This window comes from Aureliella helgolandensis (assembly GCF_007752135.1).
In the GTDB taxonomy this organism is placed as follows: Bacteria; Planctomycetota; Planctomycetia; order Pirellulales; family Pirellulaceae; genus Aureliella; species Aureliella helgolandensis.
On sequence record NZ_CP036298.1, the window covers coordinates 619,355 to 636,399 of the forward strand.

General features: G+C 55.7%; 14 protein-coding genes. 9 read left to right on the top strand and 5 right to left on the bottom strand.

Annotation, left to right across the window (positions count from 1 at the left end; all coding sequences use genetic code 11):
* Positions 1–160: 160 nt before the first annotated feature.
* From Q31a_RS02205 to def, 3 genes are all read left to right on the top strand, one after another.
* On the top strand, positions 161–964 hold the full coding sequence (locus Q31a_RS02205; protein WP_145073341.1) for an nSTAND1 domain-containing NTPase: 804 nt from the start codon (positions 161–163) through the stop codon (positions 962–964).
* Between the two features lie 1,865 nt (positions 965–2,829).
* A complete protein-coding gene (locus Q31a_RS02210; protein ID WP_145073344.1) occupies positions 2,830–5,445 on the top strand; it encodes a protein kinase domain-containing protein in 2,616 nt (871 codons plus the stop codon).
* A 109-nt stretch (positions 5,446–5,554) separates the two neighbouring features.
* Complete coding sequence (gene def / locus Q31a_RS02215; protein ID WP_145073347.1) at positions 5,555–6,160, top strand: peptide deformylase; 606 nt, start codon at positions 5,555–5,557, stop codon at positions 6,158–6,160.
* A 9-nt stretch (positions 6,161–6,169) separates the two neighbouring features.
* On the opposite strand, the gene Q31a_RS02220 is transcribed toward def, so the two are convergent.
* Both Q31a_RS02220 and bioD read right to left on the bottom strand, forming a co-directional pair.
* Positions 6,170–7,192 carry a ferrochelatase gene (locus tag Q31a_RS02220; protein ID WP_145073350.1) on the bottom strand — a complete coding sequence of 341 codons (1,023 nt, stop codon included), beginning with the start codon at positions 7,190–7,192 and terminating at the stop codon, positions 6,170–6,172.
* A 48-nt stretch (positions 7,193–7,240) separates the two neighbouring features.
* Positions 7,241–7,918, bottom strand: a complete 678-nt coding sequence (gene bioD, locus Q31a_RS02225; RefSeq protein WP_145073353.1) for a dethiobiotin synthase — start codon at positions 7,916–7,918, stop codon at positions 7,241–7,243.
* Between the two features lie 213 nt (positions 7,919–8,131).
* Between bioD and Q31a_RS02230 the strand changes: the two genes are divergently transcribed.
* The 3 genes from Q31a_RS02230 (at position 8,132) to Q31a_RS02240 (ending at position 11,315) form a co-directional block, all read left to right on the top strand.
* A complete protein-coding gene (locus Q31a_RS02230) occupies positions 8,132–9,025 on the top strand; it encodes a carbon-nitrogen hydrolase (RefSeq protein WP_145073356.1) in 894 nt (297 codons plus the stop codon).
* A gap of 48 nt (positions 9,026–9,073) precedes the next feature.
* On the top strand, positions 9,074–10,147 hold the full coding sequence (locus tag Q31a_RS02235) for an agmatine deiminase family protein (protein ID WP_145073360.1): 1,074 nt from the start codon (positions 9,074–9,076) through the stop codon (positions 10,145–10,147).
* Between the two features lie 337 nt (positions 10,148–10,484).
* Complete coding sequence (locus Q31a_RS02240) at positions 10,485–11,315, top strand: class I SAM-dependent DNA methyltransferase (protein ID WP_197356059.1); 831 nt, start codon at positions 10,485–10,487, stop codon at positions 11,313–11,315.
* A gap of 556 nt (positions 11,316–11,871) precedes the next feature.
* Here Q31a_RS02240 and Q31a_RS02245 read toward each other — a convergent pair.
* Together Q31a_RS02245 and Q31a_RS02250 are read right to left on the bottom strand one after the other, a co-directional pair.
* A complete protein-coding gene (locus tag Q31a_RS02245; protein WP_145073363.1) occupies positions 11,872–12,210 on the bottom strand; it encodes a tetratricopeptide repeat protein in 339 nt (112 codons plus the stop codon).
* A 118-nt stretch (positions 12,211–12,328) separates the two neighbouring features.
* Positions 12,329–13,240, bottom strand: coding sequence for an HDOD domain-containing protein (locus Q31a_RS02250; protein ID WP_145073366.1), 912 nt, complete (start codon positions 13,238–13,240; stop codon positions 12,329–12,331).
* Between the two features lie 295 nt (positions 13,241–13,535).
* Between Q31a_RS02250 and Q31a_RS02255 the strand changes: the two genes are divergently transcribed.
* Together Q31a_RS02255 and Q31a_RS02260 are read left to right on the top strand one after the other, a co-directional pair.
* Complete coding sequence (locus Q31a_RS02255) at positions 13,536–14,747, top strand: phosphorylase family protein (RefSeq protein WP_145073369.1); 1,212 nt, start codon at positions 13,536–13,538, stop codon at positions 14,745–14,747.
* Between the two features lie 41 nt (positions 14,748–14,788).
* Positions 14,789–15,523: an ABC transporter ATP-binding protein gene (locus Q31a_RS02260; RefSeq protein WP_231691033.1), complete on the top strand. Its 735-nt coding sequence runs from the start codon at positions 14,789–14,791 to the stop codon at positions 15,521–15,523.
* Positions 15,524–15,746: 223 nt separating this feature from the next.
* On the opposite strand, the gene Q31a_RS02265 is transcribed toward Q31a_RS02260, so the two are convergent.
* On the bottom strand, positions 15,747–15,974 hold the full coding sequence (locus Q31a_RS02265; protein WP_145073372.1) for a hypothetical protein: 228 nt from the start codon (positions 15,972–15,974) through the stop codon (positions 15,747–15,749).
* Positions 15,975–16,502: 528 nt separating this feature from the next.
* Between Q31a_RS02265 and Q31a_RS02270 the strand changes: the two genes are divergently transcribed.
* A complete protein-coding gene (locus Q31a_RS02270) occupies positions 16,503–16,931 on the top strand; it encodes a secondary thiamine-phosphate synthase enzyme YjbQ (RefSeq protein WP_145073375.1) in 429 nt (142 codons plus the stop codon).
* Positions 16,932–17,045: the final 114 nt, after the last annotated feature.

Here is a 17,045-nt window from a genome sequence, read left to right on the forward strand (position 1 = left end):
AAGACTCTGCGCACTGTGGGGATCATTGCTGGCTATTGGTAGTCTTTAACAGTTGTAGCGATTGTGCTCAAGTTTGCGAGCCTGGACGTCGATCGAATCCGATGGTGGAGCGGTCTGAACCGCTTTTAGAATTAACGACCACAGAGCAGGGGCAAAACAGGTGAGTTACTGGCGTTATTGGCAACTAAACGGTGCCCCATTTTCCAGCGATAGCGTTCAGCCCTTGTTCCGCGGAGCATCGGTCGAAGAGGCACTCGCCAGAATTGAGTTTCTGGTGAGCAATCGGCGCAATTTAGGGGCTCTGGTGGGACCGAGCGGGGTTGGCAAGTCGAGCCTCTTGAGGCATTGTGCGGCTTGTCCTCCGGTGAGTCCCGAGGTCCCAACCCTGCAAATGCTGCGAACATCGATCTTGGGGATGTCCGGCGGTGAATTGCTGGTCGATCTAGCCACACGGCTTACCGGGAGCCGCAAGGTGCCGGTACCGGCAACGGCCTGGAATGTCCTGTGCGACTATTTTCAAGCCGCTAGCCGTGAAGGGGTGCAAACCGTTCTCTTGATCGACGATACCGAAAGCAGTACGACCGCAGCAGAGGCTGATCTCAGTCGCCTGCTCTCGATGGCCTTTCCGCTGACGGTCATCTTTGCCGTCGAAAGTCAGCTTGTCAGTGCAGTCAGCCGTTCCTTGTTTGAACGCACCGAGCTGCAGATCGAACTGCCAGGCTGGGAGCAAACGCAAACGGCCGATTTCTTGCGCTGGTCCTTCCTGCGCCAGGGGCGTTCCGAGCCAGTCTTTACGGCAGGTGCGATTGAACGCCTCCAAGAGCTGAGTCAGGGATTGCCTAGACGCATTGTGCAATTAGCCGATTTGTCGCTGGTTGCAGGGGCGGTTTCTCAAACCGATCTCGTGGACACCGACTGTGTCGACCAAGTAGCTTGGGAGCTCCCCAAGTCGTTGGCTGCCTAGCAAGTCACTCCAAATCGCAACCCGCTGCGTGAGCAAGGAAGAGTGGTCGCGGCTGTTGGGTGCTGTTGGGCGCTGTCTTTGCGGTCTGCCTAAAACTGCGTTTTAAGAAGTCACCGTTGTGTGTGGGTGTTGTGGGCTCTCTTGGTGCGGGGAGTGGTTTGGGGTGGCGATGACTGGAGAACGCGTGGCGACGGCCCGGGGGGGCCATTCTACGGCCACGCTTGGAATGCGTTGCTTGAAATCGCAACCCGCTGCGTGAGCAAGGAAGAGTGGTCGCGGCTGCTGGGTGCTGTTGGACGCTGTCTTTGCGTTTCGCCTAAAACTGCGTTTTAAGAAGTCACCGTTGTGTGTGGGTGTTGTGGGCTCTCTTGGTGCGGTGAGTGGTTTGGGTTGGCGATGACTGGAGAACGCGTGGCGACGGCCCGGGGGGCCATTCTACGGCCACGCTTGGAGTGCGTTGCTTGAAATCGCAACCCGCTGCGTAAGCAAGGAAGGGTGGTCGCGGCTGTTGGGTGCTGTTGGACGCTGTCTTTGCGTTTCGCCTAAAACTGCGTTTTAGGAAGTCACCGTTGTGTGTGGGCGTTGTGGGCACTCTTGGTGCGGTGAGTGGTTTGGGTTGGCGATGACTGGAGAACGCGTGGCGACGGCCCGGGGGGCCATTCTACGGCCACGCTTGGAGTGCGTTGCTTGAAATCGCAACCCGCTGCGTAAGCAAGGAAGAGTGGTCGCGGCTGCTGGGTGCTGTTGGACGCTGTCTTTGCGGTCCGCCTAAAACTGCGTTTTAGGAAGTCACCGTTGTGTGTGGGCGTTGTGGGCACTCTTGGTGCGGTGAGTGGTTTGGGTTGGCGATGACTGGAGAACGCGTGGCGACGGCCCGGGGGCCATTCTACGGCCACGCTTGGAACGCGTTGCTTGAAATCGCAACCCGCTGCGTAAGCAAGGAAGAGTGGTCGCGGCTGTTGGGTGCTGTTGGGCGCTGTCTTTGCGGTCTGCCTAAAACTGCGTTTTAGGAAGTCACCGTTGTGTGTGGGTGTTTGGGGCTCTCTTGGTGCGGTGAGTGGTTTGGGTTGGCGATGACTGGAGAACGCGTGGCGACGGCCCGGGGGCCATTCTACGGCCACGCTTGGAACGCGTTGCTTGAACTCGCAACCCGCTGCGTGAGCAAGGAAGAGTGGTCGCGGCTGTTGGGTGCTGTTGGGCGGTGTCTTTGCGGTCCGCCTAAAACTGCGGTTTAGGAAGTCACCGTTGTGTGTGAGCGTTGTGGGCACTCTTGGTGCGGTGAGTGGTTTGGGGTGGCGATGCCTGGAGGACGCGTGGCGACGGCCCGGGGGGCCATTCTACGGCCACGCTTGGAACGCGTTGCTTGAAATCGCAACCCGCTGCGTAAGCAAGGAAGGGTGGTCGCGGCTGTTGGGTGCTGTTGGACGCTGTCTTTGCGTTTCGCCTAAAACTGCGTTTTAGGAAGTCACCGTTGTGTGTGGGCGTTGTGGGCACTCTTGGTGCGGTGAGTGGTTTGGGTTGGCGATGACTGGAGAACGCGTGGCGACGGCCCGGGGGGCCATTCTACGGCCACGCTTGGAGTGCGTTGCTTGAAATAGTAACCCGCTGCGTGAGCAAGGAAAGATAGTTGCCGCTACAAGGCAGTTTGGGCGCAACCTCCGCGTTAAAATTCAAATTGCTATTAAATCAACAGCCCGTCCATGCAGGGGCTCACCGCGTCAGCAACGGATAACATGCCAGAAACGCACAATCGGTACAGCCGGTTAGGGGAAGCTGGTTCGAATAGGCAAAAAGAGCCCTATATTCGGATATTCGCGTTAGAATAGGGGTGAGCCATCGCCCATTGGTCATTCTAAAGCTTCTGCATGTCGTTCACTGCTGATAATAATTCGCAATCAGGCTCTTCCTTACCGGATGATGCAACTCGCTTTGATGTGCGAGGAGAGGCTAGCGGTATTGATAGCGGTGAGTTCGAGTTGCAACCGCTCGACTTACCCACGCAAGCGGGCCCCCTTGGCGTATTGGGCGAGTACTTGTTGCTAGAGCCGATTGGTGCGGGGGGGATGGGCAGTGTTTATCGCGCCGAGCATCGCACGATGAACCGCCACGTAGCCCTCAAAATTCTCAGTCCTGAGATTTCAGGCAGGCAAGATCTTTTGGAGCAGTTTTTTGCTGAGATTCGCGCCGTCGCGAGGCTCATGCATCCAGGAATCGTTACCGCCTTTGATGCGGGGAGCGTCCAAGGCAAGCACTTCTTGGTGATGGAGTTGGTGGACGGGCAAATTCTGTCGGATCGCTTGAGGGCTGAAGGGCCATTCACGACCGTCGCCGCGGCAAATGTCCTAGAGCAAGCGGCCAGTGCGCTTGAGTACGCGCACCGCATGGGGATCGTGCATCGCGATATCAAGCCTAGCAACATGATGTTGTCCAAGGACGGGCGGCTCAAAATCTTGGACTTCGGTCTCGCAATGTTCAGCAAGGGAGTGGTTGCACGCAGCAATAAGTGCGTGTTCATGGGGACTCCCGAATATATGTCGCCTGAACAGATCGAGAATCCAGATCGAGTCGATGGGCGGAGCGACCTGTACAGTCTAGGAGCGACGCTCTTTTACCTTCTGACCGGCAAGTCGATGTTTCGTGGCGATAAAATGCAGGTTGCGACTGCCCAATTGCGCCAAAAACCACCTCCCCTATATACCGTTCGCGCAGATGTTGACCTCCGATTGGATGCCATCTTCCAGCGGTTAACCGCCAAACTACCAGAAGAAAGATACAGCTCTGCCGGGGAGTTGCTGGCCAGCTTGAAGACGCTGAACCTCGTGGCGCAATCCGACGGGAAGCAAGTTGTCTTCCCCAAAGGCGCGTTGCGGCTGCAGGGGGACAATCCGACGAGCGTGGCGATTAATAAATCAACGCTCGCTCGGAAGTCGCAAATTGTCGCCATCGACCTTGGCACACTCGTCTCCACCGCAGCATACATCGATCCGCAATTGGGGCCACAGATTATCTCGCAAGGTGAAGGCAATGCTCAACATCTGCGAAATATGCTTTGGAGTGATGGGACGCAAATTAAGATTGGAGGGCCAGCCTTGTCGGCGCGCCAAGCGTCGCCAGAGATGATCTTCCACAGTGTTCAGCGCTGGATTGGTGCCCCCCGTTTGACCTGGAATATGGCAGGTTGCCAACCACCTCCAGAGGTCGCCTTGGCGGCCATATTGCGGCAGATTATGTGGAATTCAGCAGCTGCGACCGACAGCGGGACAAGTGCGATTGTGACCGTTCCCGGTTGCTACGATCAATTGCACCGGCGGTCTGTGAGGGATGCTTGTCGTATCGCAGGTATCGATCTGGTTCAATTGTTGAATAAGCCGTTGGCTGCGACCAGTTATTGGTTTGATCTGAATGCGCGTTTGCTGTCCGGCAAATCGTCGGCCGGTCACGAGTCCTTGGATTCCAAGATTGATGCCAAAGTCCTGGTCGTGCATTTGGGCGGATCAGCCATGGAGGCTAGCGTGATTCATGCGACCCAGGAGTCGTTGAAACAATTGAGTTGTCACGGTAGCTGGAAGCAGGGAAGCTTGCGATGGCAAGCACTGCTGACCGAGTACTTTGTGGGCGCTTTGCAAGAACAAACGGGTAAGTCGGTGCGGCAAGATGTCCCCGCCGCAACGCGTCTGCAACGCACGATCGAATTGGCCATCGATCGACTGACGAGTGCCGCTAAAGTCGAGATCCGGTTCGAATGGTCGGGTGCGTCTATCACGCAGGTGGTGACGCAGGACGGGCTGGTCCGCATTGCACCTGAGCTCGTTGAGTCCTTGCGGCAAACCGTGCGGGCGGCATGCGCGGAGGCGCAGCTTGCCACGTCGGACATTCAGCATCTGCTGCTCACCGGTTCAATGATGCGCATGCAAGCAATTCGGCAGATCGTCAGGGAGTTGCTCCCCAAGGGGGTGCGTGTTTCCCTGATCGAGAAGGCGGATATGGCACGCGGAGCTGCCATCGAAGCTCAGCAGTTAGGAAATCTGGGGCAAAAGTCCAGCGAGCAACCGCAGGGGCAGGCGTGCTTGGCCTACCCACTGGCGATTCTAGCCAGCAGTGGTGGGTCGCTAAAGCCACGCGTCCTTTTGCCAAGAGGGACGGCCCTGCCAGCCAGTTTCTCGCGTTCGCTGAAGCCGGGAATTGCCAAAGATGGCTCGGTCGCCCTGCCAGCGGTGCAGTTGATCGAAGGCACAAATTTAGGGGATGCCAACTGGCTGAAACTTGGCATGGCCGAACCTAGCTCGGTGTTTACAGAGCGAAGACCCGACGATCCGCTCCGGCTGCAGCTCGAAGTCGACGAGAGTGGGCTTCTATGTTCGAGCTTGGTGTGGCCCTCCGGGAACCGCCAAGTCCGCTTGCCCCCCAGTTCAGACGCAACGCTTACCGATGCTGAGATTGACCATTGGCGACGCTGGTTGGAAACCGCCATGATGTGCTAGGGTGGCCACGGTCATCCGCAACTTGGCTGCGATTCTCCGGGAATCTCGACTAGATCGTTCCAATAGGCTAAGCTGTCGGTTTTTCTAGTCCGCCTGTGGCCTCAGATCCATGACTGTTGATACCAATCCCAGTTCGCTATCCATTATCACGTACCCGCACCCCACCTTGCGCTACAAAGCGAAGCCAATTCGGCGGGTGGACGCGGAGCTCAAAGCGGTGGTGGCTCGGATGTTTGAGCTGATGTATGCCCACCGTGGCGTCGGCTTAGCTGCGACTCAAGTCAATCTCCCACTACGGTTGTTCATCGTGAATTCAACCGGGCACCAGGGGGAAGGGGTGGAACGCGTATTGCTCAACCCCGTGATCTCGCGTCCTCGAGGCAATGAAGAGGCTGAGGAGGGATGTCTTAGCTTGCCGAATGTCCATGGGAATGTGATTCGTGCCAAGACAATTCGCTTCAACGCATTTGACCTCAACGGTCAGGAAATCGACGAGGAAATCAGCGGTTTTGAAGCTCGTATCATGCAACACGAGACCGACCACCTCGATGGCACTCTGTTTATTGATCGCCTGAAAGAAGGTTCCGAGAGTGAACTGTTGGGGGACATCGACGCGTTTGAAACCGATTTTCGTTCCAAGCAACGCACGGCAGCCATCGCCTCCGATGAGCAGTTGCTCTCGGAGCTGGCGGCCTGGGAAGAACGTTATTGCTGAATGGGGGTGCTATCGGCTGCGGGGGTAGAGGCAGCAGTCTACTGGGCAAACGTCGTGGCTGGCGCCCAACCCTCCCAATGCGAGGCGTTCCTTGGATGGATCGAGCCTCTCTTGGATTAGCTGGCGAATCATGCCTACGAAACTCGGGTGAATTCCCACCGTAGCAGCCCGCGAAAACATCACTCCAAATTTTTCGCACGTCTGTTTGGCTTCCGTATCCAAGTCAAACAGAACTTCCATGTGGTCAGAGATAAAGCCCAGGGGAACGACTGTGACCGCGGTAGTGCCGGCAGCGGCCAATTCTTCAATCCTGTCGCATACATCCGGCTCCAGCCACGCCTGTTGCGGCGGGCCACTTCGACTTTGGAAGACGAGCTCCCAGTGCGGATGGGCAAGTCTTTCCGCAATTAAACCGGCCGCTTCAGTTAGCTGTTCTACATAGCGGCTGTTATCCGACATCGACAGTGGAATGCTGTGGGCCGTGAACAGCAAGCGGGCGGTGGCTCGCTCTTCTGCCGGCAATTGCTCGAGTGCTTGACGCGCCACATCGACCTCTGCCTCGATGAATCCGGGGTGGTTGAATCCCTTCCGCAATTTGTCCACTACCGGGCTACCTTCACCAATTTCCGCTTGGGCAGCGGTAATGTTCTCTCGGTACTGGCGGCAGCCCGAGTAGCTGCTGAACATGCTCGTGAAAAATGCTAACGCACGCTTCTTTCCGTGGCTGCGCATCTCGGACAGAGTGTCTGGTAGGAGAGGCTTCCAATTTCGGTTTCCCCAGTAAATTGGTAGGTCGATCTGGCTGCGGTCCAGTTCATCCCGCAGAGCGGCAATTAATTTTCGGTTCTGTTCATTAATGGGGCTCACACCTCCAAAGTGTTGGTAGTGCTCTGCTACTTCCAGCATCCGTTCGTGCGGAACGTTTTTGCCACGCAATACATTCTCTAGAAACGGGATGACCTCCTCCGGTCCTTCAGGACCACCAAAGGAGACTAGCAAAATGGAGTCGTATTCGGCTTGGGATTCTGGCATGAAAAACTCAATTTGGGAGCGAAAGTAGGCTTGCTTGCGAGACTTGTTTTACAGGGCGGCCCGAGGGTTCGACAGGCCTAGGGGTAATTGCACAGCGGAGTGGACGATGGGAATGGGGGTGAATCGAGCCAGCAATTCTTGGTTATGGTTGGCTGCTGGGTTCTCTCCTGAGCTACCTGCTGTGTCAGCCGTCCTGGGCAGGTCATTCAGGACAATTCCCAACGTCCGCAGACCGCGATTCGCGATGGCTTCCAGCGTGAGCAGTACGTGGTTTACCGCTCCCAGGCGATTGGCGGCCACCACGGCGACAGGTAACTGTAGAGCGAGAGCAAGGTCGAGCGCCGTCATTGTCGAGGAAAGTGGCGAAAGAGCCCCACCCACACCTTCCACAATGAGAAAATCACACCGGTTTCGCCACCATCGCGCTGCGGATACCAAGAGCTCCTCATCGACTTCCCGGTGTTCAAGGGCCGCAGCCACGGGAGGGGCTAGTGGCGCCTGGAATTGCTGAGGACAGACCCGCGCCAGTTCAACCGTCCGTCCAGACGCTTCCCACAACCACTCGGCATCCGACTTTTCAGCCGCATTCACCCCACTGGCTACCGGTTTATAGACTCCCACTTTCCAACCGCACGATACTAAGTGACGAGCTAGCAAGGCAGCTTGGAACGTCTTGCCAACTTCGGTATCGGTTCCCAGGAGGAAGAGCCCAGCCTGTATATCCATGCTTCGTTCGCCAACTGCTAGAGTGGGGTTGAATCGCCTAGGGCTCCCAGTGACTCAACCAGCATTTTTCCAAAACTCTACTGAGTTTGGGGGGATGAAAGCCTTGCCGGTCCCCCCAACAGTGATAGTATTGGGTAACATTGAAGACTGAAACGCCGTAGAATTCCAATCCAATCCGATTCTCCATGCTAGTTCGAAAGGTTCGATTCGTAGATGGCTGGTTCCAAAGTTGTAAACCTTGCATTGGTACAGATGACTTGCTCAACCGACAAGCGTGCCAACGTCGATAAAGCGGTGGAGCGCATCGCCCAGGCGGCCGCTGAGGGGGCGCACATCGTGTGCCTGCAAGAGGTGTTCAACACGCAATACCCCTGCCAGTCGGAGGACCACGCAAACTTCGATTTAGCAGAGGAGATTCCCGGCCCCACCAGTCGACGGCTTGAGCAAGCGGCCAAGCAGCATGGTGTGGTGGTTACTTGCTCCATCTTTGAGCGACGCACGCATGGTTTGTACCACAACACGGCCTTGACTTACGATGTCGATGGCCGGCTGGCGGGATTCTACCGCAAGATGCATATTCCTGACGATCCGTTGTACTACGAAAAATTCTATTTCACTCCCGGCGATACTGGTTTTACGATTGCGGAAACCAAGTATGGAAAACTGGGCGTTGGAGTGTGCTGGGATCAGTGGTATCCCGAGGCGGCGCGTCTGTTTGCGCTGCGCGGTGCTGAGATTTTGCTCTATCCCACGGCCATTGGCTGGATTCCCGAGGAGCGTGCCGAATATGGGGAAGCCCAGCACAGTTCTTGGGAAACGGCCATGCGCGCCCATGCGATTGCCAATGGCGTTTTTGTCGGCGCTCCCAACCGCGTGGGTGTGGAAGGTGGGTTGCAGTTCTGGGGGTCGTCCTTTGTAGCCAACCCCAACGGAACGGTGCTACATCGCGCCAGTTCGACTGAGGAGGAAATTGTGATAGTCCCGTGCGACTTGGCAATGTTGGATGTCGTTCGCACCCATTGGCCATTTTTGCGGGACCGTCGCGTCGATGCCTATCAAGATATTACGAAGCGATTTATCGATGCATCGAGTAGTACTAGTAACTGAGTTCAGAGGCGTTAAAACGCTGGCCGATTTTCTACGAAATGCTTATCTATGAAAACGATCAACAGTCCTCATGTCTGGCCTGCAGAGTGGGCGTCTCAAGCGGCAACCTGGATTGCTTGGCCTCACAATCTTGAGACCTGGCCAGGCCATTTTACCAATGTCCCCAATACTTTCGTACGTTTCATCACCGAGCTAAGCCGCGTGCAGCGAGTGCATGTGCTGTCTGGCCCCGCTGCGATGACGACCCCTACAGCGCGCGAGCGTCTCGGGGAGCTGGCCAACGTGACGATTCACGATCTTCCCACCAACGATTGCTGGATCCGCGATTACGGTCCAACCTTTGTTTCCCGCAAGGACGATGGCGCTACCATCGCTGTCGACTGGCGCTACAACGCTTGGGGTGGAAAATATACACCTTTTGACGACGACGCCCGCGCAGCGCAAAGCATCGCTAAAATACTGTCCTTCCCGCAAAGTCGTTCGAGCATGCACTGCGAGGGAGGGGCGTTGGAAGGCAATGGAGAGGGCCTGCTGATGACGACCAGCAGCTGTCTCTTCACTCCGACTCGAAATCCAGGTTGGCCTGTTTCGATGGTGGAAACCGAACTGAAACTTCAATTGGGAGTCCATAAGATACTGTGGGTCGACGGCGGGGGACTGGCGGGCGATGATACTGACGGGCATATCGACCAGCTTGCACGATTCGTCTCTCCCAATGTGGTTGTCGTGGCGACTAGCAGTCGGCCGGATGATCCCAATCATCAGGGCTTGCAAGCCAATCTACAAATCCTCAAAAAAGCGACCGACCTGCAAGGCGCTCCGCTGACCGTCATGCCGTTGCCAACGCCACCGCCTCGCTTTGTTGATGGTATTCGTGTGCCGGAGAGCTACTGCAATTTTGTCTTTGCCAATGGGATTGTTTTGGTGCCCACCTTTCGGCACGACCAGACCGATCATCTGGCACTGGATCTCCTTGGTCAGTTGATCCCCAATCGCCGGATCGTGCCGCTAGATGCTTACGATCTTGTCTTTGGTTTAGGGGCCTTTCACTGCGCATCGCAGCAACAACCCTCGCATCGTCCCGCGGAAGTGCACAATCATCAGCCGGTGGTGACAGGGTAAGCACGCCGTTGAAATGCTCAGGAGCGGCCGTTGCTAGATGCTACTGTTCGGGTGAATTGGTGTGTTCTGTTCAGTGCGCGCATTGCTTGCGGTCGAACCTACTCGACGCACTGCAGTTTGTGCCGTTTCGTATTTTGCCTTATAATCCCTTCACGTAGTGAATGGTTCCACACTTCTTCTTAAGCTGTGGTTCGAACACCCCACGGCTGGCGGTATCTATTGCTGAGCCACAAGATGCCAACACAACGGTGACCCTCTGCGGCCTTGTTGTAGGCACTTGCGTGTTCCTTCTTGCGGCATCGGGCGCATGGAATCGGAGAATCAACCGGCGTGCCCGATGACGTCGGACGTGATGCCGCGAACGGCAAATCAACCCTATGCAGGAAACATGTATCAACGCCACCGAATTCAATTCCCTCCAACTGACGCCAATGATCTCGAGCAGGATGAAGTCACATTTCGCGTCGTTGAAGGAGCGCACAGTCTGGAGCTCCGGTTCCACGACTACGATAAGATTTACCAGCGGCCTGGATTGTACGAGCAAGTCTTCTACGAGCGGCTAAAGTGCACTTCGCCGAAGAAGGTTGCAGAAATTCTCAAATGCACGCTGGATGCTAGTGATCAAAACTTTACGGAAATGAGAGTTCTGGATTTAGGTGCAGGCAATGGCATGATGGGGGAGATTTTGAAGTCGCACGGCATCGCCAGGTTGATTGGTGCGGACATCATCCCCGAAGCGAAGGAGGCCTGCTATCGCGATCGACCCGGGGTTTACGACGAGTACTATGTGGCCGATTTTACCAACTTGCAGCCCGCATTGGCTGAAGAGCTATCTGATTGGTCCATCGACTGCCTCACCTCCGTGGCTGCATTGGGGTTTGGCGATATTCCGCCCAAGGCGTTTTTTCAGGCGCTGCAATTTGTGGCCGACGGTGGGTGGGTCGCTTTCAATATCAAAGAGACGTTTCTCGATAAATCCGATACCTCTGGTTTTTCCCGTTTCATACGCGAGCTAATCTTCTCGGAATATTTGGGGATCCATCATATCGAGCGTTATCGGCACCGATTGTCCATGGAAGGGGCACCGCTGTACTACTTTGCGCTCGTGGCTCAGAAGACAAAGCAAATCCCCTCTGATTTTCTCGAGTACAACCAGTTTGAGTCCTAGGCGGATCGGTCTGTTGACCGAGTTGTATTTTCGATTCCAGTGCTGGTATCGCTCCCCTGAATCGAATTGCAGCAGCTAGTTCGGCCTTGCTGACACGGCGGGTTGCAGATAGCAACCAACCGTCACCGGGCTGTCGAAATAGTAACCCGCCGCGTGACGGGCTGTTGAAATAGTAACCCGCCGCGTCAGCAAGGATAGGTGGTCGCCACTGCAGGGCGATTGGGGGTGCTACCTGCACGTTAAAGCTCAAGACGCTATTAAATCAACAGCCCGGTGAGCAAGGAAAGATAGTTGCCGCTACAAGGCAGTTTGGGACGCAACCTCCGCGTTAAAATTCAAATTGCTATTAAATCAACCAACCGTCACGCAGTGGGTTACGAATTCAACACACTGGATGCTAGGGAGAGCTCCGCCAGCAGTCCCACGGCGCTATGCGTTTGCGCCGTTAGCGGAGACTGTAGTAGCAAGTTCCACGAGCCTCGTTCGATGACTCAACTGGCTAGCCCAGGGAGTGCGGCGAGGCTCTGGAAGGTAGGCGGGGAGAAGGGACGCTGGGCTATTGCAGCGACTCTAGGCGACGCGATTCCGCCATGGCGTCTTCGGCCATTTGGATGTATTTGTGTTCTTGAGTGCCGGCAAACACACGTTGGTAGGTAACGCTGAGCGCGGTGTAGTTGAACGGCTCTTGCGGCTCGAGTTCGCAAGCTTTCTGACCATGCTCGATAGCGGCAGTATAGTTGCCTTGGAGCGTATAGATTCGCCCTAGTGTCAGGTGGGTCAGAACGTGGTTGGGCTCTTCGGCCAGGATTTCAAGCAGGAGGACTACCGCTTGTTCGGTATTCCCCTGATCCTTCAGCTTTTCAGCTTCGTTGTATTTCGCGGTGATATCGCTCATTGGCTCAGTCCAGAGATAAGTGCAAAAACACATTTTCGCGTTTAGCCCTCGAACCGCCAAGGGTGCCAACGAGCACATTCAGGTAGAAATACGCCTTTACATCGTCGCGTGAGCCGGGTTACACGTCGAGCCAGTCGCTGAGTGAACGGTCCGGTACCGGCAGCTTCATGACCGGCGCAAATTCGGCAAAGACCTTGTCCGTGTCGGCAATGATGGTGCGTAGCGAGTCATAGGAGGAGGCGGACAACCGTTTGAGGCCCCGCAGGAACTCCGGGTGTTCGCTCCACTGCTCATCCTGACAGGATGGGAGCAAGGCTGCCAAGGCGACACAGGCCGCGTCCAAAGCCGGCGGCTTGGAGTCTACTAGGACTTCGAAGTTCGAGTGGCGTTCGATGAGTGTGGCAAAGACTTCGGGAAGGCCCCAGCTGCGAGCCAAGGCGGCTGCCGCATCGGCATGGTCCCAGCCGAACAGCTCGCGTTCGAGTGTCGAAAGTCGAACTTTTTCCAAGGTGCGACGGGCAATGAGGCTCTCGTAGTGCTCGGGGAGTTCTTTCAGGAGCAGCGGAATGGCCATGTCTTGCAGGAGCGCTGCCGCAAACAGGTCCTCGGCATTGGAAAGCTTAATTGCTTTGCCAATATGCCGTGCGAACACAGCGCGACGCAACGAATCTTGCCAAAGCATCTGGAGTTTGAATGGGCCGAACTTGGGGTCTGGCACTAGGCTGAAAACAGCACTCCACAGCGCGAAATTTTTGATCGTCCGGACACCAACCAGGGCCAACGCCTGTTTGATACTCGATATTTCTCGACTGAACCCAAAGTAGCTGGAATTCACGAATTTGAGGATCTGCCCCATCAGACCGGGGTCTGCTTCGATGGGCCTCGCGAATTCTTGAGGTCCGTTGCTGGCATCCTGAGAAAGCTCCAGGAGTGCGATGGCGGTTTGAGGGAGAGCTGGCAATTGCGCCGACTCGAGGATTTCGGTGATATTGAGTTTCAATTCCGGTCGAACTGTTGTTTCACTTGTCATGTTTGACAATTTCCTCATTCTTAATCGGAGAATTTGCTGCCCTTGTCGCTCCCTGCGTGTCGCGCCGAGCATTCGGGGCACGCTTACTAACCACTCGAACGTAGGTCAGTAAATGGAGCAGAGCAAATTCATACCGCCTGCGACGTGTCCGCAGGTTCAACATCCCTAGGGGGGAGGGGGAAAAGTAGTTAGAATCGTCACGATCAGACAACGGGCCACTCGAGATGGATCGGCCTGTTCCCAGTGAAAGAGCCCAGCCCATCCTAGGAACACCTTTGCTCGGAATGCATCGCACATGACCCCTACCACCATTAAGCTGTCAGGTTTGGAATCCCTGCCTCTTGCCGAAGACATCGACCGAGCATGCGACTGGATGGAGAAAATTTACGCAGCCGGCAACTACGTCAAAGTGACGGTCCTCCGGCATTGGTCGAAGCACAATCCGACGATTAGCGGCAAGATTGCCCGGCCGTCGGCCTATCGCTGGTACTTGCGCAGAGAGTTCCTCAAGCTTGCCAAATTGGGGGCGGAGATAGAGTTGACCCCTGCGCGCGAGCGTATCGATCTCAATGCTCCTGACTTGCTCGAGTGCATCGACGAAACCAATTTCGACCATACTCGAAAAAAGGTATTCCTGTTCGGCCCGGAACGTGTGGAGCTCTCGATTCAACGTTTGGAACACTATACCGGCACGCGCATTGAAGACTTCCAACGCTATATCCTGCTGACCAACTATCAGATGCACATGGAAGCCTTCGTGGCGATGTATCCCCAAGCGAAGACTCCCTCTCGGCCGGGAGTCCAGATGCCGGCCTACCACCACGCGACCGATCGCAACGACGGGATCAGCATTATCAACATCGGAGTCGGTCCCTCAAACGCGAAGAATCTGACCGACCATATCGCTGTCCTGCGTCCAGATGCAATGCTGATGGTGGGGCATTGTGCAGGAGTCCGCAATCACCAGGAAGTGGGCGATTTCGTCTTGGCCTCAGGTTACATGCGGAATGACCACGTTCTAGACAAGGCCTTGCCACGGTCGGTTCCGCTCCCCCCGAGTTTCCTGCTAAATCGCTATCTGGCTCGCGTCCTGGATGAGCGGGAGCTGCCGTATCGTTACGGAGTGGTCTACACTACGGCAGACCGCAATTGGGAATTGTCGCTGACCCGGACTCTGCGCGATCTCAAGGCCAGCCGCAGTGTGGCTGTGGACATGGAATCTGCGACGGTGGCTGCCAATGGATTTCGCTACCGCATCCCCGCAGCAACACTTCTGTGCGTCTCGGACAAGCCATTGCACGGCAAGCCCAAGTTGCCAGAGTCTGCCGCATCCTTTTATGACGATACTAAGCAACAGCATTTGGAAGTCGCGCGACGGGCGATCGAACTGGCTCGCAGCGAGTACTCCGACGGCTTACCCAACAGCGATTTGCACGCCATGGATGAACCTCTGCTGCGAGGTTCCGATGTCTGCCGAGACCTCCGCGGGAATGCATCGTTTGATTAGCCGTACTCTGAATTACGACAGCCTGTTAGGGGAGCCTACCATTGAACGCTATAGAGGTCACCGACTTTCGCAAGGAGTACGGCTCCACGGTCGCCGCCAACGGTCTCTCCTTTTCACTCCCTAGAGGGACCGTAGGAGCCCTGATTGGTCCCAATGGTGCCGGGAAAACAACGACCATCCGGGCCCTGTGCGGAATTATTCGTCCCACCTCTGGCGCTTTGCAGGTGGCCGGGTTTGATGTCGATCAAGAGCCGCTGCAAGTCAAGCAACGCGTCGCCTATGTGCCCGATGATCCACCCCTATTCGAGACGCTGACAGTCTGGGAGCACATGCAGTTCATTGCATCGGCCTATCAAGTTCGCGATTTTGTCCCCCAAGCTGAGGAATTGTTAGCCCAGCTGCACTTGGAGGGCAAACGCGATGCGTTGGCCAGCGAGCTATCACGAGGAATGCGTCAGAAGGTGGCCATCGCCTGCGCCTATCTCCACAACCCCGAGGTGCTGTTTTTTGATGAACCCCTCACCGGTTTGGACCCGGCAGCTATCCGCCTACTTAAGCAGACAATGAGCCACAGGGCCAGCCAAGGCGCAACGGTGTTAGTGAGCAGCCATCTGTTGGCCTTAGTCGAAGATATTTGTAAACATTTGATTATCCTCAGTCGCGGACAATGCTTATTCTCTGGCTCCATCGAGCAGGCGCGGGAGCAGTATGCAACGACAGGGTCCCTTGAGGAGATGTTCTTTCAGATTACCGAAGGGGCGACCAGCGACGAGTGAGGATGCACTGCAGGGTAGCTGGTAGCGATGGAACGAGGTCCTCCGCCCAAACCACGCTCATTCTCCCCGACGCCGCTAGCCTCTGCGTGAGCGATCGTTGAGGAGTCTCTGCTACGGGCATTTTCGCATAAGTACGCCGGAACCACGAAAGGCCGGAAAACGAAAAAAGCCCAGCGTTTCCGCTGGGCTTTCAGTTGGTCGGTTCGCAATACGGCCAGGCGTTTTACTCGCGTGGGCGGATAACTCCGGTCAGACCAGCGTAATCAACGCGATCATCGCGGTGCCAAAGTGGTTGGCCTCGCTCGACGCGAGCACGGAGAATCTCAATCTTTTCGGACGATCCGGCAGGAGCGTCGGTGGGTAGGAAATTCTCGTTGATCGCTGGATCGAAATCTTCGTCGTGGCCATACTTCAAAATGGCTTCGAATACATTCTTGCAGACGTCACTCATAATTTTTCCCTCTCTATTGGTCTTGAACGCTTTTATGGTTAGCGGCTAAGGTCTTGCCGCAAATGTTTTTTGGCTTGGAACACGAGCGATTATTGCCGCACCGCAAGTGATGTCAAGAAATTTCCATGAATTTTGCCTAGGTAAGATTACGCTCCCTCCGTAACGCGTTGATTAAGCATAGCTTGGAAATCTGTACCGTTTAGTAACTTTAAATTCACCTTTCCGATGGCCAGCAGTGGCCAATTGGGACCGCGAGGAGGTCGAGGACCAGGTTTGCCCCCTTGCGTAACTGCTAAGGTGAATATACCGCCATCGATTGGCTCTGGCGTGGCGTTTTGTCATTCCCCCCAATTTCCACATTTGCGTGAGGCTCGTCGATTGGCACTACTCTACGGGAGAGAAAAGTTGGCCACTTTGGTGGCTGTTTTCACTAAGGAATTTATTTCTCTTTCCCCCCTACTCTGGTTCGCTAGACACTCTGCAAATGAATGATCTAACGCTTCCAAACATTGCTTGAAGAGACATACGATGTGGTTTCAAAAAGAGTTCACCCTTCCTGCGCACCGCCGCGGTTTCCACTTGATCACAGGTTTAGTGCTAGCACAGCTTCCGGAATTGAAGAGTGTTTCGGTGGGCCTGCTGCACCTATTCCTACAGCACACCTCGGCCAGCCTGACGGTCAATGAAAATGCAGATCCCGATGTGCGCGTCGATATGGAAACGTATTTCAATCACCTCGCTCCAGAACGAGGGCTGCCACTAACGCACACCCTGGAAGGACCTGACGACATGCCCGCTCATGTTAAGTCCTCCCTCTTGGGAGCTTCGGTGGTCCTGCCAATTCGTCGCGGAGAATTGGCGCTGGGGACTTGGCAAGGTATCTATTTGTGCGAACATCGCAATCGAGCCGGTGCCCGGAACCTGCTAGCAACGATTCAGGGCGAGTCGCAGGGGTGAACGCCCCGACTCACTGGCTAGCGGTGCTGCTTATCGGAATAGTAGCCTGTCGCGTTGCGGTAGCATGCCGACGCGTGAGCAGGGAAGGTTGTTTGGCACTGCCAGGCAGTTAGG